Source organism: Paenisporosarcina sp. HGH0030 (genome assembly GCF_000411295.1).
In the GTDB taxonomy this organism is placed as follows: domain Bacteria; phylum Bacillota; class Bacilli; order Bacillales_A; family Planococcaceae; genus Paenisporosarcina.
Genome location: NZ_KE150421.1, coordinates 429,822 through 449,569, shown reverse-complemented (window position 1 = coordinate 449,569; position 19,748 = coordinate 429,822). Strand labels below are relative to the sequence as shown.

Below are 19,748 nucleotides of genomic sequence, written 5' to 3'. Positions count from 1 at the left end.
CGAAAAAAAAAAGCACATGCTGTAGCAGCAGTGCTTCACGATTCTATACATATGATATTTTTTTTCGTTGCTCGGCAATCGACAATAATTCTGTTGCATGGTCTAAAGTCAATGATGTAATTTCTGCACCGGACATCATACGGCTTAACTCCTGGACACGATCTTTGCCAGTAACTTCCGTTAACTTCGTCATGGTCCGTTCGCCCATCACTTGTTTTTCAATCAATAATTGTTGATCGGCCATTGCAGCTACTTGTGGCAAATGTGTAATACACAATACTTGTGAAGAACGAGAAATGTTGGCAATTTTTTCGGCAATCGCTTGAGCAACTCGTCCACTGACACCTGTATCCACTTCATCAAAAATAATGGATGTAATGCCTTGATGTTTTGAAAAAATTCCTTTTAGGGCAAGCATCATTCTAGACAATTCCCCGCCCGAAGCAATTTTGGAAATCGGTTTGGCAGGTTCACCAACATTGGTTGACATATAAAAAGATACATCATCTTTTCCGTTTTTATCAAACATGTTCAGTGTTTTAAAAATCACTTCAAAAGTAGCCTTTTCCATAAATAATTCACGAAGTTGAATCACAATTGCTTCGCTCAGCTTTTTCGCTGCTTTTTTTCTAATTAACGTTAGTTCTTTCGATTCCACTTCCAAGTCTTTTTCCACTCGATCCAGTGCTTTTTGGCGTTGTTGAATTCTTTCATCGCGATTCACGAGACCATCCAGTTCATCGCCAATTTTTTGTCGATATAAAAGTATTTCTTCAATTGAGTTCCCATATTTTCTTTTTAATGACTGAATGGATGCTAATCTTTCTTCAATGACATTTAATCGTTCTTCATCAAATTCCGATTCGTCCATCACATTCTTTAGTTGATAGGACATTTCCTGTAGGGAATAGAAAGAATTCGATACAAGCTCAGCCTGCTCTTTGTACGTCTCGTCAAAAGAAGCAATATCTTCAAGTTCGCTCATGGCATTTCCAATCCAGTCCAAGCCTTTAGACTCACCATTTAAGGCTTCATATGCCGCAGAAATACGTTCGAATGTCTTATGGAAGTTTTGAAATTTCTTGCGTTCGAGTTGAAGATCTTCATCTTCATTTTCAATTAACTGTATCGCATCAATTTCATTAATTTGATATTGATACAAATCGATCCTCTGTGCAATTTGTTGTTCATTGTCACTGACAGAAGCCAATTCTTTTTTTAACTTTATGTACGTCTGGTAAAGACCGTTATAACTTTCTTTCGCTCGGTGAAGTTTACTTCCCGCAAATTGATCGAGCAAGGAAATATGGAAACGCTCGTCCATTAATTCCTGACTTTCGTGTTGTCCATGAATATCAATCAACGAGCCACCAATTTCTCTTAAAATGGCTATTGTCACCAATTTCCCATTTACTCGACAGACGCTTTTCCCATGATCATTAATATCTCTTCTCAAAATAACAGAATCATCGTCTACTTCGATTCCGACTTCCTGAAGCTTTTGAAATACAGGATGTTGTGGATTTTGTATAAAAAACAAGCCTTCAAGCTCTGCTTTTTTAGCACCGTGGCGTATAAATTCCTGAGAACCTCTTCCACCGGCCAGCAGGTGTACCGCATCAATAATGATGGATTTACCCGCTCCTGTTTCCCCGGTCAGCACCGTCAAACCATCAGTAAAGCTCACTGATACTTCTTCAATAATGGCAAAGTTTTTAATTGATAATTCCTTTAGCACAATGCATCACCTCTTTTAAAGCATTTCGAGTAGTCTTGTCCGAATGATATCCCGTTGATCTGTATCTTTACAAATAATCAAACACGTGTCATCGCCACAAATTGTACCCAGGATTTCTTTCCAATCCAAATGGTCAATCAATGAGCCAATGGCATGCGCATTCCCTGGCAACGTTTTCATTACTAGAAAATGACTTGCTCCATCGATGCTGACGAAAGCATCAGTTAATGCACGGTGCAGTTTTTGCATTGGATTAAAACGCTGATCCGCAGGTAGGCTATATTTGTATCGACCATCCTGCAGTGGTACTTTGACTAAATGTAACTCTTTTATGTCCCTGGAAACAGTTGCTTGCGTCACATTGTATCCGGCATTTTTAAGGATTTCCACTAAATCATCCTGTGTTTCAATTTCGTGATTGGCTATTATATCCCGAATTCGTATATGTCGTTGCCCCTTGTTCATCAATGGTCACTCCTAAAATGAATAAATATGCTTAATTATTCATATCGTACCATTTACGGCTCTTGCGTACAAGAAAAACACGACCTACAATGTAGGCCGTGTCATGATAGTTGTGAATGTGCTTCACGCACAATTTCTTTTAAGTGTTCCTCTGTAAAGGTTGTTTCATTTTCTTCCGTAGCTATTAAATGGAAAAGGAATTCTATGTTCCCTTCCCCACCCGTAATCGGTGAAAAAGAAGCATTTTTTAGAGTAAAACCGGTTTGTTGTGCAAAGTTCGCGATTGTTTCAAGCACATTTATGTGGACTTTTGCATCGCGGACGACACCTTTTTTTCCGACATTTGCTTTTCCTGCTTCAAATTGAGGCTTTACCAGCGCAATAACATCACTGCCAGGTACAAGCAAAGTTTTTAATACAGGCAGAATTAGCTTCAATGATATAAATGAAACGTCGATTGTCGCGAATTCAGGCATCCCTTCTGCAAGGTCGGCAGCCGTTACATATCGGAAATTGGTACGTTCCATAACCGTGACACGTTCATCTTGTCGGATTTTCCATGCAAGCTGATTATAGCCAACATCTAGCGCATAACAGTGGCGCGCTCCGTTTTGCAGGGCACAATCCGTGAAACCGCCAGTTGAAGCTCCAATATCGAGCATCAGTTTGTCTTTTACATTCACTTGAAAGAATTCCAATGCCTTTTCAAGCTTCAAGCCGCCTCTGCTGACATAGCGCAATTCATTACCTTTTACCTGCAAAGGTGAATCCATTGCGATTTTTTCACCTGGCTTTTCCAAACGAAGTTCATTCGTATATACGGTTCCCGCCATAATTGCACGTTTTGCTTTTTCTCTTGTTTCACAAAGTCCACGTTCCACTAGAAGGACATCGACTCTTTCTTTTGGGGTTTTTATCATAATACGTGAGTACCAGCCTTACCGATCTTATTCATTTTATTTTGTATCCGGGTGATTAATTCAGCCGAATTTAAATGTATTTCATTTAACAGTTCATCAACGTTTCCATGTTCAATAAATTGGTCTGGAATGCCCATTCGACTAACGGAAACGCCCGTATACTCATGGTCTTGCATAAATTCCAATATGCTGCTTCCAAATCCGCCTTGTAAAATCGCTTCTTCCACAGTAAATATTGGAAGATTACGTTCCACTAATTTATGCAGCATACCCTCATCAAGTGGTTTAATGAACCTTGCATTGATAACTTCTGCTTGGATACCTTCAAGTGCCAAGCGTTCTGCCGCTTCCATAGCCATTGGGATTGTGGTACCGAATGTTAAAATTGCCGCATCCGAACCTTTTCTTAAAACTTCCCATGAACCAATCGGTATGGAATGTAATTCTGCATCCATCGGAACACCGAGCCCATTCCCTCTAGGGTAGCGCAATGCAATTGGACCATCATTATAATCGATGGCGGTTTTCACCATATGCTGGCCTTCATTTTCATCTTTAGGCATCATGATCACCATATTTGGCAAATGACGTAGGAATGAAATATCGAATACGCCTTGATGGGTTTCCCCGTCAGCGCCAACAAGCCCTGAACGGTCAATTCCGATGAAGACATTTAAATTTTGACGACAAATATCATGTAAAACTTGGTCATATGCGCGTTGCAGGAAAGTTGAGTAGATGGCTAAAAACGGTTTCATGTCTTGTGTGGCAAGGCCAGCCGCCATAGTGGCTGCATGTTGTTCAGCAATGCCGACGTCATACATGCGTTCAGGGAATTCAGCCGCAAAGCCTTCTAATTTCGAACCAACTGGCATCGCAGGTGTTATAGCTACAATCCGCTCATCTTCACGTGCAAGTTTACACACGGTTTCAGCGACCAATCCACTCCATGAAGGTGCTTTTGTCGAAGACTTTACGAATGCACCGGTCTCCATTTTATAAGGACCTGTCCCATGCCAAGTACCAATTTTATCTTCTTCTGCCGGGCGGTACCCTTTGCCTTTTTTCGTGATGACATGAACCAATACTGGTCCCTTCATTTTTTTCGCGTATAACAAATTCTCTTGCAAATCTTCGTAATTATGTCCGTCAATAGGACCTAAATACGTAAATCCAAGTTCCTCGAAAAACACACCTGAAACTAGTAAATATTTTAAACTGTCTTTAACCCGTTCCGCCGTAGCTGCCAGTTTTCCACCGACTGCCGGGATTTTTTTCAACAAATATTCCAGTTCGTCTTTAGCCTTATTATATTTACCGGCTGTGCGAAGTTTTCCTAATACTGTATGGAGTGCGCCAACGTTAGGCGCGATCGACATTTCATTATCATTCAAAATAACAATCATATCGGTCTTTTCATGTCCAATGTGATTCAGTGCTTCTAAAGCCATTCCACCTGTAAGAGCTCCATCCCCGATAATGGGAATGATATGGTTTTTATCTTTTTTAATATCACGTGCAGCTGCCATACCCATCGCAGCAGACAACGAAGTTGAGCTGTGGCCTGTTTCCCAAACATCATGTTCACTTTCATTGCGCTTTGGAAAACCGCACAACCCTTTAAATTGACGTAATGTATCAAATTGATTTGCACGACCAGTCAATATTTTATGGACATACGCTTGATGTCCTACATCCCATATAAATTTATCATCTGGACTATTAAAAATACGGTGAAGAGATACAGTCAGTTCGACCACACCCAAGTTAGGACCAATATGTCCACCAGTGACCGATAATTTTTCAATTAAAAACGAACGAATATCTTCACTTAAAGTCAATAGTTCATCTTGAGATAATTCTTTAATAAAGGATGGACTTGTAATTGTATTTAAATCCACCGACATCACACACCTTTACACAATACTTGCGATTATTATCTTTCATTATATCAATGTCGTACGAATGTACAAACATTAACTATTTGCTGCGATTAACGATATAAGCAGCCAATTCATCCAATAGACCAGGCTCACTTGAAATATGGCGAAGTGATTCGATAGATTGGTTATAGTGCCAATCTCGTTTTATCTTTGCTCCATCCAGTGTTAATAATGCAGGGTACGTATTTTTTTCACTCGCAACATCTTTTCCTGCAGTTTTTCCTAATGACTCTGTGGTTCCTTCAATATCCAAAATATCATCCTGAATTTGAAATGCCAGTCCGATATGGAAACCAAAATCTTGCAACGCCTTTCTAGTACGGGCATCCGCCGAAGCCAAAATCGCACCTGCTAAAATGCTAAAGGATAATAAAGCACCCGTTTTATTGATATGTATGGTCTCCAATTCTTCTACAGAAATGATTTTTCTTTCGCTTTCAATATCCAAAACTTGTCCGCCAACCATACCTTCAGCTCCTGCAGCCTCGCTCATCAATTGTATAAGTTCCAGTTTGTCTTCTGCGGGTACTGTTTTCAAACGAGAAAGTACACCAAAACTATATGTTAACAATCCATCTCCAGCTAAAATCGCCAACGCGTCCCCATAAACTTTGTGGTTAGTTAATTTCCCACGGCGGTAATCATCATTATCCATGCTCGGTAGGTCATCATGGATTAGAGAATAGGTATGAACCATTTCAATAGCTGCTCCAACTGTAGAGGCTTCTGTATGTTTAACTTGTAAAAAGTCTAAGACAGCCAGTAAAAATAAAGGCCTTACCCTTTTGCCTCCTGCAGCCAATGAATAATTCATCGCTTCTTTCAAAATTTCCGGTGCATTGATCGACTGAACTTGCTCGGTCAATTGACGGTCTATTTCTGGAATATTCAGTTCAGTAAAATTTTGCAAACAAGTCATTGTGATGCATCCTCTTTTTCGATGGCTTCAAATGGCACTTTTTCTCCGCTGTCATCCATGATGGAAATCAATTGTTTTTCTGCATTGTGCAATTTCTCGTGGCATACCGTCGACATTTCCATTCCCTTTTTATAAAGTGAAATAGCATCCTCAAGAGGAACATCGCCTTGCTCCAGCTGACGTACAATTTCCTCTAATTGTTGAATTGCTTGGTCAAAAGATACGTTGGTTTTTGTCATGATGATTCTCCTTTAGACTGTTTGTTTATAGAGTCTATAGATGCGATTATGACTCCATCTTGTAATTTGATATGAAGTGGTTGATCTGGATTGATATCTTCAATTGATTTGACAACTTGATCATTTTGATAGGTCAGACTGTAGCCCCGATCCATGATTTTCAGCGGGTTCAATGCTTCCAGTAACTGAATCATATTACTGAAAGAACGAGCTTTCGTTTGTACATTTTTTTGAGCTGCCATATGCAAACGTTGTTGAGAAGCCTGAACATTTTTTTGATGTAGCAAAACCATTCTTTGTGGATTTTGCAATGTCAGACGCATGGTTTGCTGTGCAAGATGTTGTTGTTTTTGTTGGAAAATCGTACGCCCGTTTCTCTCCATCTGTTCATTCGCTCGGGTCAGTCTTTCAACAAACGGTCGGTATAATCTTTCAGGATAGGCCAGTGGATATGCAGACATCACCCGCGTCAACCTTTTTCGCTCCTGTGATAAAATAGCCGTAACAATCGATACCATTTGTGATTTTCTATTGGATACACGTTCAAGCAAATCCAGTTGATTTGGTACGGCAAGCTCTGCTGCTGCAGTTGGCGTTGGTGCGCGAAGATCTGAGACATAGTCAGCGATTGTCGTATCCGTTTCATGTCCGACAGCACTAATAATAGGAATGGTACTATTCGCAATTTCCCGCGCAACGATTTCTTCGTTGAAAGCCCATAAGTCTTCAATCGACCCGCCCCCGCGTCCAACAATACAAACATCAAGATCCGGATAGCTATGAGCACGTTTTAATGCTTTTACGATACTTGGTGCTGCACCGGCCCCTTGAACCAGAGCTGGAAAAATGATAACTTCTGCCAAAGGATAACGGCGGCTCAAAGTCGTGACAATATCCCGAATGGCTGCACCTGTTGAAGCTGTAATAACACCAATCTTTTGAGGGTATTTTGGAATCTGTTTCTTTCTAGAAGGATGGAAAAGTCCTTCTTTCGCCAATTTTTCTTTAAGCTGTTCAAAGGCTACAAATAGTTCACCAATACCATCAGGCTGCATCAATTGTGCATACAACTGATATTGGCCTGAGCCTTCATAAACATTCACATCACCTTGCAAAAGAACATTCATTCCGCTCTCCGGTTTAAATTTCAAACTTCTTGCTTGTGCCGCAAACATAACAGCAGGCATTCTTGTTTGATCGTCTTTAATTGTGAAGTAAATGTGTCCGCTTGTATGTATTTTGACATTGGATAGTTCCCCTTTGACATAAACATTGCGCAAATGGGGATCCGCATCAAATTTTCTTTTTATGTATTTGGTCAGTGCTTTCACTGTTAAATATGTCGAAGCAGTCACGTGCATTCAAACTCCTCACGAAGAAGAAATAGAAAAGCTGTCTTTCTATAAGAAAAACAGCTTCTTGCCTTTATTTTACCTGTTTTAACTTCATTTGTCTTGACGCAACTCATTTTCTGCAGATTGTACGGTGTTGGCCATTAACATGGTGATTGTCATGGGTCCCACTCCGCCTGGAACAGGTGTTATGTATGAAGCTTTTTCTTTTACTGCTTCAAAATCCACATCTCCACACAGGCGATTGTTTTCATCACGATTCATACCTACATCGATGACGACCGCTCCGCTTTTGACGTATTCACTCGTAATGAATTTCGTTTTACCAACTGCCACCACGAGAATATCAGCCTGCAAGGTAATTTCTTGTAGGTTCGGCGTCTTAGAATGCGCATATGTCACGGTTGCATCTTTTTGTAAAAGTAATTGGCCCATTGGTTTTCCTACAATATGGCTACGTCCTATGACAACAGCGTGTTTGCCTGCAAGATCAATTCCAGAGTATTCCAGAAGTTTCATGACCCCGTATGGCGTGCATGGAAGGAAAGTCTCCTGTCCGAGCATCATTTTTCCAACACTGATTGGATGGAAACCATCTACATCCTTAGTTGGGGAAATGGCTGCCAATACGGCAGATTCTCCAATGTGCTTCGGTAATGGTAACTGTACTAATATGCCATGAATGGTTGGGTCTTCATTCAGTGATTGAATCGTATGCACGAGTTCACTTTCAGTTAAATCTGACTCAAAAGAAAGTAAACGTGAATTCATACCAAGTGCTTCACACGTTTTTTGTTTATTAGAAACATAGGTTTTCGAAGCTGCGTTGTCACCGACTAAAATAACCGCTAAGCCTGGAGTAATGCCTTGATTTTTTAAGTGAATGATACGTTCAGATAAATCATTGCGTATCGCTTGTCCAATTTCTTTTCCATTAATTAATGCACTCGACATGTCTTTATTCCCCCTGCTGTCAGTTAGAAGTCTCGACCGTATATTTAGATAGAACTCCGTTCACAAACTTGCTTGATTTCTCATCACCAAACGTTTTACATAATTCAATCGCTTCATTCATGACTACTTTTGAAGGTGCATCCTGCATAAATAACAATTCATAAACTGCCAAGCGCAATACCGTGCGTTCGATCTTAGGTAAACGATCCAAAGACCAATTTTCTAACTTTGTTTTAAGTGATTCATCTATTTGCGTTAGTTGTTCAGTCGTTCCACGTACAAGCTTTTCATAGAAAGGATCATTGTCGCCATCTAAAACGTGGCTCATTGCATCTTCTATTGTTAACTCGGTGTTTTCTAACTGAAACAAAGTTTGCAACGCTTTTTCACGGGCTTCTCTACGTTTCATGGGTAGTCTCCTTTTATATGCATTCGAACACATCATAGCATATTTTGCGGGCACAAGACATCCTCAAAGGGAAGTTCGAATGTTCAGAAAAAGTACTCAATCAAATTTCGGACTGAAGTGAAAATCACTTAATCTCATCCAACGTAATAACCTATCCTTTTTATTATTATTTATTAACGTTATCTTTGCTCGAAAGCCCAAGAAGTTCGGCCATTACTATGCGCGTTTCAATCATTTCCCCCAATAAAAATGAGGCTCATTTCAATCAAGAAATGAGCCTCTTCCTATTTAAATCGCTAATTTTTCTGAGAATTGGCTATTGTAAAGATCTGCATAGAAACCATTTCTCTCCAATAACTCAACATGATTCCCTTGTTCAATCACTTTTCCTTGGTCCATCACCAAAATCAAATCCGCATCCTTAATCGTTGACAGACGATGGGCAATAACAAAGCTAGTACGGTCTTCCATCAAACGGTTCATCGCCTTTTGGATGAAGATTTCCGTCCGTGTGTCCACACTGGAAGTAGCTTCATCCAATATCATGATAGGTGGATCTGCCAGGACCGCTCGTGCGATTGTCAGAAGTTGTTTTTGCCCTTGTGATATATTCGAAGCTTCTTCGTTCAACACGGTTTCATAACCATCCGGTAGCGTACGGATGAAATGATCAGCATGGGCCGTACGGGCAGCCTCGAAGATTTCTTCATCCGTTGAACCACTTTTTCCATACGCGATATTGTCCTTGATCGTTCCATTGAAGAGCCACGTATCCTGAAGAACCATTCCAAAACTCTTGCGGAGATCGTTTCGGGACATGTTCCGTGTGTCAAGACCATCGATTTTGATCTTTCCGCCATTGAGTTCATAAAATCTCATCAATAGATTGATCATCGTCGTTTTTCCTGCCCCGGTAGGCCCAACGATTGCAACGGTCTGACCAGGCAACACATCGATGTTCATGTCTTGGATCAACAAATCATCTTCATACCCAAAATCCACATGTTCGAATGTCACAGCGCCATTGGCACGCTCCAGACTATCGGTCGTCACTTCTGTCATCTCTTCTGCTTCATCGAGCAGTACAAATACCCGCTCTGCAGCTGCAACCGTGGACTGAATGATGTTCGCGATGTTGGCTGTTTGTGTGATTGGTTGTGTAAACTGTTTTGAATAAGTGATGAAAGCTTGTATGTCACCTATTGAGATGGCACGCTGCGTTACCAAAATTCCGCCCACAACACTGATTAGGACATAACTTAAATTCCCAATGAAGAACATCATCGGCATGATGATACCTGAAATGAATTGAGCTTTGCTTCCCGCTTCATACAATACTTCATTGACCTTATCAAACTGAGCAACGGACTTTTTCTCATGCCCGAACGCTTTAACCACTTGGTGACCAGTATACATTTCTTCAATGTGCCCATTCAGCTGGCCAAGTGTACGCTGCTGATCGGCAAAGTGTTTTTGGGATTTTTTCAGGATCGGTTTTATCACAAATATAGACAGCGGTAAACTGACAATTGATATCAGCGTCAATAATGGACTGATCGAAAGCATCATGATGATAATCCCTAATATTGTCACGATTGAGGTAATGAATTGAGTTAGACTTTGTTGCAACGTGCTCCCTATTGTATCGATATCATTTGTCATACGGCTGAGCGTTTCGCCGTTTGATCGGCCATCAAAATATTTGAGCGGCAGTTTTTCAAGCTTATGATTGACGTCTTCCCTTAGATCGTAAACCGTTTCCTGTGCAACACTCGACATAATATATTGTTGCACATAGTTGAAAAGGCTACTTAAAACATAGAGCCCAACAAGGACCAGAAGAATCTGCCCAATTTTATCGAAATTGATGGCTGCACCAGGTATCCCTTGGAATTTCCCGTATGCACCTTCAAATAGTTCCGTGATTGCCGTCCCCATTATTTTTGGTCCAACGATCATAAATATGGTACTCAAGATTGCTGCAAAGAAAACGGCAACCAATTTATTTCGGCGCGGCTTCAAATAAGTCAAAAGACGTCTCAGTGTCCCTTTGAAATCTTTTGCTTTTTGCCCGCCCATCATCATCATGTTACCGCCACCAGGTCCTTGCCCCGGCCCACCACTTTGAGGTTTTTTTTGATTGGTCATGCGATTTCCTCCTCTGAAAGCTGTGATAAGGCGATTTCACGGTATACATCATTTGTTGCAAGCAACTCTTGGTGAGTACCCAAACCGACTATTCGTCCTTCGTCCAACACGATGATCCGATTCGCGTCGACCACTGTGCTGACACGTTGTGCAACCAGTAACACCGTCGCATTTTTCGTTTCATCTTTCAAGGCTGCCCGGAGTTTGGCATCTGTCTTGAAATCAAGTGCGGAAAAGCTGTCATCGAATATATAAAGATCCGGTTTTCGAATGAGCGCTCTAGCTATTGACAGCCGTTGCTTTTGCCCGCCGGACAAGTTCGAGCCACCTTGTTCGATTTCTGCAGCATAGCCTTCTTTCATCTTGCCAATGAAATCATCTGCTTGTGCAATAGCAGCCGCGTGCTCCATTTCATCCTGCGAGGCATCCTGTTTTCCGAAGCGAATGTTATCGGCAATCGTTCCCGTGAAAAGTATAGCTTTTTGTGGAACGAAACCGATTTTCGAACGGATTTCATCTTGTGACGCCTTACGGATATCAACACCGTTTACGCGAATGCTTCCACTTGAAATGTCATAAAACCGTGGAATCAAATTGACGAGAGTTGATTTCCCAGATCCTGTTCCGCCAATGATGGCGGTAATTTCACCAGGTTTAGCAGTAAAACTGATGTCTGATAAGGCAGGTTCTTCCGCTCCTGGATAGCTGAATGTCACATGCTCAAATTCAAGCGTCCCTCTTTCACGATCTGCCTTTTCCGTTCCTTCATCTAAGAAAGACGGTTTCATTTCCAGTACTTCGTTAATCCGTTTCGCCGACACAGCAGCACGTGGAATCATGACGAACATCATGGATGCCATGACAAGAGCAAACATGATTTGCATGACGTATTGGATAAACGCCATCAGGTCACCGATTTGCATTGCTCCATTATCGATCCGAATCCCACCGAACCAAATGATTCCGACGACTGTTAAGTTCATGACAAGCATCATTACAGGCATCAAAAACGCCATGACTTTATTTACTTTAATCGAAACATCCGTCAACTCTTTATTTGCTTGCTTCATTCGCACTTTCTCTTCGGTTTCCCGATTGAACGCGCGAATGACGCGAATCCCCGTGAGGTTCTCGCGTAAGACCAGATTCAAGCGATCCAGACGTTCTTGCACCGTTTGAAAAAGGGGTACCCCTTTTTTCAGAATCAGCAGGACGGAACCAATCAATACAGGCATGGTGGCAACAATCACCAATGATAATTTGGCATCTTTCGATACGGCCATGATGACCCCGCCTATTAACATGATCGGTGCACTGACAACCATTCTGAGCATCATGATGACGACTTGCTGGACTTGCGTGATGTCATTCGTTGTTCTCGTGATCAGTGAAGCGGTTCCCACCTCGTCAAATTCCTGCAATGAAAACTTCCCGACATGATTGAAGACTTTTCTGCGAATGTCACGTCCGAGTCCCATAGCCGCTTTGGAAGAATAATAGCTTGCAATGACTGATGCAGTGGCTCCAAGTGATGAAACCAACAGCATGAATCCTCCAATTTTCCATATATAAGGGGTGTCTCCCGTAACAACACCTTTATCAATGATGTCCGCCATCAGTGTTGGTAAAAAGAGGTCAGCCATCGATTGAATGAATACGAGTCCGACAACCGCGAATACAAGCCACTTATAAACGGATAAATATTTCAGTAATTTTATCAATTTGAACACTCCTCTTGTCCCAGTTCTTCCAGATGCTTTGTAATTTGTTGATGGGTACCAAGCAGTTCCTCGAATTGCTTATCAGTCAGGGATTCCGCCACCGATTGAAATGTTTGGTGAATGCCATTTTCTTGCATATGAATCTCTTTGATCCGTGCCAATCCATTTTCGCTGAGTGACAACAAAACCTCCCGTCGATTCCCTTCGACTTGTTGACGGTTCAGCAAACCTTCCCTTACCAACCCATCTACGGCTTGACTCAGAGTACTTTTAGGGAGAAAGGTTTTCTCGCCCACGTTTTTTTGAGTCATTTCCTTATGGATGACGATGGTCATCAATATTGTGTACTGGGGAATGGATAATCCATTTTCCACCGCTGACTTCTGGACGAACCTCATCATGTTCTTTTGAATGTTCGAAAATGAACGTAATAATTGAATGGACTTTGTTAAATTTTGATTTTCATTGTCCAATTGACTCCTCACCATTCCTTCCTAAACGAACTGTTCTAAATCGAACAGTTCGTTTTTGGTCTTTCAAATTTACTCTCATTATAAGAGATTGTCAATCTATCCACACGAAAAAAGACCTTACCCAAGTGAATGCACACATGAAAGGTCTTTGCTTTTGTAGTATTTACTTGTCATCTTCTTTTGTTTTCGTAAACTCTGCGGATAACTGGTGGTCCTCTACTTGTTTATCGGCAATTCCATTATGAGGATGTGGATGATGTCGCGCATTTTTTACGCACTAAATTGTGCTGTTACCCCAAACTTGATTATCAAAACAAAAAAACACCGTCCGGATAGACCGAACGATGTTGTGAGTTATTCGTTTGTTGTTTCTTTTTGTTGTTCGAACTGAATGCCAGTAATATGGACATTCACTTCTTGTGTTTCAAGTAACGTCATATTTAAAATTGCTTGACGCACTTGACTTTGAACTTCTTTGGCTACTTTAGGAATCGACGCGCCGTATTTCACAGTGCAATAAATTTCAACAAATAGACCTTGATCAGTCAATTCTGTCTTGATTCCTTTACCGTGAACTTTTTTGCCGAGACGTTCGGCAACTCCTGTTGCAAAACTTCCACGGGTACCGGCCACTCCCTCAACATCTGTGGTGGCAATTCCAGCGATTACTTCTAAAACCTCTGGTGCTACTTCAATCTTTCCTAACTCTTCTTTACCAGACGGAATCATTTGCAAATAAGCTGTTGTTGTTTTTTCAGCCATTCCAATCATCCTTTCCTAGGAATTCATGACGTCGTATTTCTCTAAAAACTTCGTATCGAAATCACCAGATTTGAATTCTTCATGGTCCATCAATTTTGCATGGAAAGGAATTGTTGTATGAACACCCTCTACAACAAACTCACTCAGTGCACGCTTCATTTTTGCAACCGCTTCTTCACGGGTATCTGCATAAGTAATCAGTTTTGCGACCATTGAATCATAGTAAGGAGGAATGCTGTAGCCTGAATACATTGCTGAATCCACGCGTACACCATATCCGCCCGGCGCTAAATACATATCAACTTTACCCGCTGAAGGCATGAAGTTTTTCGAAGGGTTTTCAGCGTTAATGCGACACTCAATTGCCCAACCTTTAATTTTCACGTCATCTTGTGTATAAGCTAATTTTTCACCAGAAGCGACTTTAAGTTGTTGTTGAATCAAATCAATGCCGGTTACCATTTCAGTAACAGGATGTTCAACTTGAATACGCGTATTCATTTCCATAAAGTAAAACTTTTGATTGATGTGATCGAATATAAATTCAACTGTCCCTGCACTGCGATAATTAACGGCTAGGGCAGCTTTAACAGCCGCGTCACCCATCTGATTACGAATTTCCGGGGATAGCGCTGGAGATGGTGCTTCTTCTACTAGTTTTTGCATACGGCGTTGAATTGAACAATCACGTTCCCCTAAATGAATCGCATTGCCAAAACTATCAGCCAAAACTTGAATTTCAACATGACGGAAAATTTCAATGAACTTCTCAATATAGACACCAGGGTTTCCAAAAGCAGCAGCTGCTTCTTTTTGTGTAATCTGAATGCCTTTAACAAGTTCTTCTTCCGTACGTGCGACACGAATACCTTTACCGCCACCACCGGCAGTTGCCTTAATAATGACCGGGAATCCTATTTCACGAGCGATTTCCAGACCTTCTTTTTCATCCGCAACAATACCTGTGGATCCAGGCACAACCGGTACGCCTGCTTTTCGCATTGTTTCACGCGCTACATCCTTCGTACCCATTCTGGAGATAGCGTCAGAAGTAGGACCGATGAACGTTATATTACATTGTTCACACAGCTCCGCGAAACTCGCATTCTCTGCCAAAAAGCCATAACCGGGATGAATGCCATCACAACCCGTTAACTTTGCAACACTGATAATATTGCTGAAGTTCAAGTAACTATCTTTCGATTGTTTTGGACCGATACAATAAGCTTCATCTGCCATTTGAACATGCAACGCTTCACGATCAGCTTCCGAATAGACGGCAACTGTTTCGATATCCAACTCTTTACACGCACGAATAATACGAACCGCGATTTCACCACGGTTAGCAATTAATACTTTTTTCATCATCCGTTCCCCCTCAGTTCGCTTTTACTAAGAACAGAGGTTGGCCGTACTCTACGAGTTGTCCATCTTTTACTAAAATTTCTACAATCTCGCCAGACACTTCTGCTTCGATTTCGTTGAATAATTTCATCGCTTCCACAATACATACAATCCCGTCTTCTGTTACTTTATCACCTACTTGAACATATGCCGGTGTATCCGGTGAAGATGACTGATAGAAAGTTCCTACCATTGGTGAAGAAATTTTAAGAAGAGATTCATCATTAACAGCTGATTCTTTCGTCTCTACATTTGCAATTGTTTCTTTTACAGTTTGAGCAACCGGTGTTGGATTCACTTCTACTGCCACTGGAGCTTCAACAGCAGGTGCCGCTGGTTTTGATTGAGGTACAACTGTTTCAGTAGATACATGTACACCATTCTTTTTCAGTTTAACTTTCGTGCCTTCTGACTCGTAAATAAACTCATCAATGGATGAGTGGTCAATTAATTTAATAATTTCACGAATTTCTTGTACTTTTAACATACCGAACTCCCCTTACCCTATATCGAATTACGTTCCTCTTCTATTTTAGACGTTATTGAGAAAATTTGAAATAGATAACCTAAATTTTTTAAGAGTTGGTCCTAATCCGAAAGGTGAAGAAGCCCGTTTTAGTCTGACACCGGCGTTGATAAACAAGGTTTCCTTTGCGACGAATAACCGCAGGAGCAATGATTCGATTTTAATCCGGCATGGTTTTGTTAAGAAAAATGAAAAAAAGGACCATATCGGCCCTTTTCGTTCATTATGAAGCTGGTTGGAATGCTACCGTTACTTTTTTTGCATCTTCCCATTGTTTCATTACGATGTGAATAATTTCATTTGCTTGTGATTTTCCAAGTTCATCAGCGATTACAGTTACATCTACTTTCCCTGTATCTGTCTGTACATAGGCATCTGAGTAACCTAGTGAACGAATGAGCATTTCAAGCATTGCTTCCGTTGATTCGCGTACTGTTAAATCGTTAATAGTTGAGTAAGCTTCATTTACTTCATCAGCCGACATTTCGTTTGACGCAATTTGTGTTGTTAATTGTGTTTTCAACTCACTGCGTTCGTTTAGTAATTCCATTCTCATTTCTTCAAATAACGCACTTTGAGCATATACTGGTGTAACTGATTCATCTTCAGTTGTGTCTTCGACCTTCATTTGATCAAGGTCTTCATCTGAGAAAATAGCTAAACCATCAAAGGGCATATTGTTAGGTTCGTTCACGTAATACACCGAAATTACTGCTACCAAACTTAATAGAGTTAGCATCCATACTGTACGTTTTTTGACTTTCATTTAGAAACCCCTTTCTCATCCATCGGGACGACGACAATTCGATGTTCTGGCAGTAATAATACTGCTGCTAAGTATTCTTTTAACATAATTCTGGTTTTTGCTTGATCTGCTCCAGTGGCTACTACCAATACTGATTGAATAGTTTTTTGCTCATTGGTTGTCTGATCAAACAAGGCAAAGCTAGGTTTTTCCGTAACTGTTTGTTGAGGCTCGTTCATGCCTGTGTAAAAAAATAATTCGACTTCACCTACCCCAGCCATTTTTTCCAATGCCGTTTTCAATGAGTGTTCCAGCGTTACTGCATCTTGTGACTGACTGGATGTGTTAGGTTGCTTGGTGAAAATGGATTCATTCAGTAAGAAAAACACCATGAATACCAAGAGACTCGCGAGCAGGATCCCGCTTTTCATTCGATTCGTTTTAATGGATGGAATCACGCTCCTCTCTTAAGTGAGACAGGCATTTGATAAACTATATGACAAGCATTCCTCAACTATTCATAGAAAAAAGAAGAGATAAACAATAACATGTACATGGCAAGTCCCAGCTTCGTATATTCTTCTATCTTTTCATTTGAATCAGACTTCTGGAAGATAGCCTGAAGAACTTCACTCAGCAGAATAATGAACATTAATCCCTTTAACCATTCAGCCATCATTAACCCCTCATCATCATGGAGAATTTTACTAATATCACAATGAAAATGGCTGTATAGAAAAACGCAAAGGCAATAAGAAATGACAAGATACTTAAAACGAAAATCGACTTTCCGATATCATCAAGAAAACTGGCCAGATCCTCTGGTCCGAATGGTTCAATAATGGCAGCCACTACTCGATAGCAAAACGCGATACTGATGGTTTTCAAAGTAGGGATCAACACAACCAGTAGGATTGTGATGGCAATGCCACCGCCAGTAATCGAAGTGATTGAAGAAGAAAATCGAGTAAATGTACTAAGACTCTCAGAAAAAAAAGAACCAACAAACGGGATGTTTTGCTGAATGATTTTTTTGATGGGCTCCGTAACAGCACTTGAGATATTCCAAGAAATAAACCCTTGCACCGAAATGAAAAAACTATAAATGACGACTACTGCTGAAACGATACTTAGTAAAGAAGTGCGAATAATATCGGTCAGTTTTGAAAATGGGGTAGCCGGATGAAAGCGACTAATGAAGTCCAGCAATATGGTGGTCATAAGTAATGGAATAAGGATTCTTTCGGTCAGCACCACTGTAAATTGAATAAATACATAGAGCGCAGGGTTCCAAATTGAAAATGCCATCGTTCCACTATTCATCAACAAGCCCGCTGTCAACACGGGGTAGACACTCATAAAAACCGTCACCATCTGTCGCGCAAATTGCTGCATAATATGCATCGCATCAATGGCAGGCGTCAATGTATACAGGACAGCAATACAAAACAGGGATAACCTTGTCCATCGTTTGGCTGCAGGAAATAAAATATCGATGATCATCGCAAAAACAATAGCGATCAGCAGTACGATAAAGTATCGGGTTACACCAAAAAAATAGGCATACAAGGGTTCAAGCATGAACCTTCTCACCTCTTTTACACCTATATTATTCGATCAATAGCCGCGTCAGCGTGTTAAACATTTGCTGAATGAGAGGCAACCAATAGGTGAGAATCAACACATGACAACTTATCGAAATGATGGGAACAAATGTATTCAGATTTAAATTTCGGCACCATTCAATCAAGGCTTCACCTATAAATGTCACGAATACAGAAATCAGCAATACTCTGGCTATTGGGAGCGCTTCCTTAGGTGCAGATTCAAGAACGTTTCTTACGATTGGAAAAAGAGTTTGAAATAAAATATTCGAGAGTAAAATAAAAAAGAAAAAGCTCAAAAGTAGAGGTGTAAATTGCGGTAGGATTTGTTTAAGCAACAACATCAGAAATATGATTACTATCGTTACCAGGATCATTTGCATGACTTACACCGAAATGGTAAGCCATTCGAAAAAAGTAGTGATTTCTTGAAAGAAGAAACGTAGGAAACGTAACATTTCCACGGTCATATACAGATACCCAAATACAAATAAAAAGAATGAAAATTCTTTTTTCCCCGTCTGTTCAAAGAAAAGGTGTAACAATGCAAGAATCAATCCGATTCCTGCCACTCGAATTACATCCATAAATTCCGACTTGTCCCCTCCTCTGTCTATTCATCGTATGCAAAAAGAAGCTGAGACATGAAAAAAAGTTGCCAATAGCACTAGGTGCAATTGGCAACTTTATTTTTTATTCATTATTTAGGTAAGTAATAAATTTTCAAGGATTTTCTTCCTTAAAAATTTATGGTATGTCCAGTTTCAAGCGCCCACTTGCTCCTGCGGTTACTCGTCGCAAAGGAAACCTTCCCTCCACGCCGACGACAGGCTAGAGGCGCACTTTACACTTTTCTAATTATTGTGCTCTTGAAACGTAAGCCGCTTCAGATGTGTTGATGATCAGTTTATCACCTTGGTTAATGAAGAAAGGAACTTGAACTGATAATCCAGTTTCCAAAATTGCAGGTTTCGTTCCGCCACTAGCTGTATCACCTTTAATACCAGGTTCTGTTTCAGTAACTTCCAAAACAACCGTATTCGGCAATTCTACACCTAACGTTTCCCCTTGGTATTGCATGATATGCACTTCCATGTTTTCACGAAGGAATTTCAATTCGTACTCGATTTGTTTTGAATCAAGTTCAATTTGTTCATACGAGTCAGTATCCATGAAATTATGAGTATCACCATTTGCGTAAAGATACTGCATTTTGCGGTTATCAATTTGAGCTTTCTCCACTTTTTCTCCAGCACGGAATGTTTTTTCATTCACTGCACCTGTACGAATGTTGCGTAGTTTAGAACGAACAAACGCTGCACCTTTACCTGGTTTCACGTGTTGGAAATCAAGTACGCGCCAAATACCGCCATCTACTTCAATTGTTAAACCTGTTTTAAAATCATTTACAGAAATCATGAGTGTT

General features: G+C 40.6%; 21 protein-coding genes. All 21 read right to left on the bottom strand.

The features are described from left to right. Window positions 1–43: 43 nt before the first annotated feature. Window positions 44–1,738, bottom strand: coding sequence for a DNA repair protein RecN (gene recN / locus HMPREF1210_RS02285; RefSeq protein WP_016426979.1), 1,695 nt, complete (start codon window positions 1,736–1,738; stop codon window positions 44–46). A 15-nt stretch (window positions 1,739–1,753) separates the two neighbouring features. Continuing rightward, window positions 1,754–2,203: a transcriptional regulator AhrC/ArgR gene (gene ahrC / locus HMPREF1210_RS02280; protein WP_016426978.1), complete on the bottom strand. Its 450-nt coding sequence runs from the start codon at window positions 2,201–2,203 to the stop codon at window positions 1,754–1,756. A gap of 101 nt (window positions 2,204–2,304) precedes the next feature. Then, the gene (locus tag HMPREF1210_RS02275) at window positions 2,305–3,123 is read right to left on the bottom strand and encodes a TlyA family RNA methyltransferase (protein ID WP_016426977.1); all 819 of its coding nucleotides are present in this window, start codon (window positions 3,121–3,123) and stop codon (window positions 2,305–2,307) included. Then, a complete protein-coding gene (gene dxs / locus HMPREF1210_RS02270) occupies window positions 3,120–5,030 on the bottom strand; it encodes a 1-deoxy-D-xylulose-5-phosphate synthase (protein WP_016426976.1) in 1,911 nt (636 codons plus the stop codon). The genes HMPREF1210_RS02275 and dxs overlap by 4 nt, the downstream gene beginning before the upstream one ends. Before the next feature lie 73 nt (window positions 5,031–5,103). Further along, entirely contained in the window at window positions 5,104–5,985 is an 882-nt protein-coding gene (locus tag HMPREF1210_RS02265; protein ID WP_016426975.1) for a polyprenyl synthetase family protein, read from the bottom strand. Then, a complete protein-coding gene (locus HMPREF1210_RS02260) occupies window positions 5,982–6,224 on the bottom strand; it encodes an exodeoxyribonuclease VII small subunit (RefSeq protein WP_016426974.1) in 243 nt (80 codons plus the stop codon). Before HMPREF1210_RS02260 ends, HMPREF1210_RS02265 begins: the two co-directional genes overlap by 4 nt. Beyond that, entirely contained in the window at window positions 6,221–7,579 is a 1,359-nt protein-coding gene (xseA, locus tag HMPREF1210_RS02255) for an exodeoxyribonuclease VII large subunit (protein ID WP_036659643.1), read from the bottom strand. Before xseA ends, HMPREF1210_RS02260 begins: the two co-directional genes overlap by 4 nt. A gap of 90 nt (window positions 7,580–7,669) precedes the next feature. After that, complete coding sequence (gene folD, locus HMPREF1210_RS02250) at window positions 7,670–8,530, bottom strand: bifunctional methylenetetrahydrofolate dehydrogenase/methenyltetrahydrofolate cyclohydrolase FolD (RefSeq protein ID WP_016426972.1); 861 nt, start codon at window positions 8,528–8,530, stop codon at window positions 7,670–7,672. 19 nt (window positions 8,531–8,549) lie between these two features. Then, window positions 8,550–8,939: a transcription antitermination factor NusB gene (gene nusB / locus HMPREF1210_RS02245; protein ID WP_016426971.1), complete on the bottom strand. Its 390-nt coding sequence runs from the start codon at window positions 8,937–8,939 to the stop codon at window positions 8,550–8,552. A 288-nt stretch (window positions 8,940–9,227) separates the two neighbouring features. Continuing rightward, window positions 9,228–11,087: an ABC transporter ATP-binding protein gene (locus HMPREF1210_RS02240; RefSeq protein WP_016426970.1), complete on the bottom strand. Its 1,860-nt coding sequence runs from the start codon at window positions 11,085–11,087 to the stop codon at window positions 9,228–9,230. Further along, window positions 11,084–12,808, bottom strand: a complete 1,725-nt coding sequence (locus HMPREF1210_RS02235; RefSeq protein WP_016426969.1) for an ABC transporter ATP-binding protein — start codon at window positions 12,806–12,808, stop codon at window positions 11,084–11,086. Before HMPREF1210_RS02235 ends, HMPREF1210_RS02240 begins: the two co-directional genes overlap by 4 nt. Beyond that, window positions 12,805–13,281: a MarR family winged helix-turn-helix transcriptional regulator gene (locus tag HMPREF1210_RS02230; RefSeq protein WP_016426968.1), complete on the bottom strand. Its 477-nt coding sequence runs from the start codon at window positions 13,279–13,281 to the stop codon at window positions 12,805–12,807. The genes HMPREF1210_RS02235 and HMPREF1210_RS02230 overlap by 4 nt, the downstream gene beginning before the upstream one ends. Window positions 13,282–13,635: 354 nt before the next feature. After that, complete coding sequence (locus HMPREF1210_RS02225; protein ID WP_016426967.1) at window positions 13,636–14,043, bottom strand: Asp23/Gls24 family envelope stress response protein; 408 nt, start codon at window positions 14,041–14,043, stop codon at window positions 13,636–13,638. 15 nt (window positions 14,044–14,058) lie between these two features. Beyond that, the gene (gene accC / locus HMPREF1210_RS02220) at window positions 14,059–15,411 is read right to left on the bottom strand and encodes an acetyl-CoA carboxylase biotin carboxylase subunit (RefSeq protein ID WP_016426966.1); all 1,353 of its coding nucleotides are present in this window, start codon (window positions 15,409–15,411) and stop codon (window positions 14,059–14,061) included. A gap of 10 nt (window positions 15,412–15,421) precedes the next feature. Then, window positions 15,422–15,934, bottom strand: coding sequence for an acetyl-CoA carboxylase biotin carboxyl carrier protein (gene accB, locus HMPREF1210_RS02215; RefSeq protein WP_016426965.1), 513 nt, complete (start codon window positions 15,932–15,934; stop codon window positions 15,422–15,424). 262 nt (window positions 15,935–16,196) lie between these two features. Further along, window positions 16,197–16,739, bottom strand: coding sequence for a SpoIIIAH-like family protein (locus HMPREF1210_RS02210; RefSeq protein WP_016426964.1), 543 nt, complete (start codon window positions 16,737–16,739; stop codon window positions 16,197–16,199). Then, window positions 16,736–17,176 (bottom strand): hypothetical protein, encoded by a 441-nt coding sequence (locus HMPREF1210_RS02205; RefSeq protein WP_016426963.1) that lies wholly within the window; start codon window positions 17,174–17,176, stop codon window positions 16,736–16,738. Before HMPREF1210_RS02205 ends, HMPREF1210_RS02210 begins: the two co-directional genes overlap by 4 nt. Window positions 17,177–17,232: 56 nt before the next feature. After that, on the bottom strand, window positions 17,233–17,394 hold the full coding sequence (locus HMPREF1210_RS17905; RefSeq protein WP_196930490.1) for a hypothetical protein: 162 nt from the start codon (window positions 17,392–17,394) through the stop codon (window positions 17,233–17,235). A gap of 2 nt (window positions 17,395–17,396) precedes the next feature. Further along, the gene (locus HMPREF1210_RS02200; protein WP_016426961.1) at window positions 17,397–18,299 is read right to left on the bottom strand and encodes a stage III sporulation protein AE; all 903 of its coding nucleotides are present in this window, start codon (window positions 18,297–18,299) and stop codon (window positions 17,397–17,399) included. 409 nt (window positions 18,300–18,708) lie between these two features. Then, window positions 18,709–18,909, bottom strand: a complete 201-nt coding sequence (locus HMPREF1210_RS02195) for a SpoIIIAC/SpoIIIAD family protein (protein WP_036659311.1) — start codon at window positions 18,907–18,909, stop codon at window positions 18,709–18,711. Between the two features lie 271 nt (window positions 18,910–19,180). After that, entirely contained in the window at window positions 19,181–19,741 is a 561-nt protein-coding gene (gene efp, locus HMPREF1210_RS02190) for an elongation factor P (RefSeq protein WP_016426960.1), read from the bottom strand. Window positions 19,742–19,748 lie beyond the last annotated feature (7 nt).